Source organism: Halomonas sp. ND22Bw (assembly GCF_003011945.1).
In the GTDB taxonomy this organism is placed as follows: domain Bacteria; phylum Pseudomonadota; class Gammaproteobacteria; order Pseudomonadales; family Halomonadaceae; genus Halomonas; species Halomonas halophila.
This window is the reverse complement of the sequence record NZ_PXWD01000533.1, coordinates 1-310: the sequence shown is the minus strand read 5'-3', so window position 1 is coordinate 310 and position 310 is coordinate 1. Positions and strand designations below refer to the sequence as shown.

Sequence of the window (310 nt, the reverse complement as noted above, 5' to 3'; positions counted from 1 at the left end):
CGAGTTACAAGGAGCGCGAAGGGAATCAATATGCTGCCTCTGATGCAGCCGGTCCCGCTCGCCGACGTGCCGAAGGGGACTGTTCTCCGCGTCGTCGGCGCAGCCGGCGCCGGCTTTCCCAGCCCGGCCCAAGATTGGGAGGATGACGCCATAAACCTGCTCGAGCTGTTGAGGCTCGATCGGGCGGCGAGCTTCGTGTTCCGGATCAGCGGCAACAGCATGATCGAGGCGGGCATCTACGATAACGACGTCGTGGTGGTCGATCGCGACACTCGCCCTGCAGAAGGGCATATCGTGATCGCGATCATCG

At 62.9% G+C, this 310-nt stretch carries 1 protein-coding gene; it reads left to right on the top strand.

What is annotated here, in order from left to right; translation table 11 throughout:
* Positions 1–30: 30 nt before the first annotated feature.
* Positions 31–310: S24 family peptidase (locus tag CVH10_RS19250; protein WP_106489398.1), on the top strand; the 280-nt coding region annotated here is incomplete at its 3' end.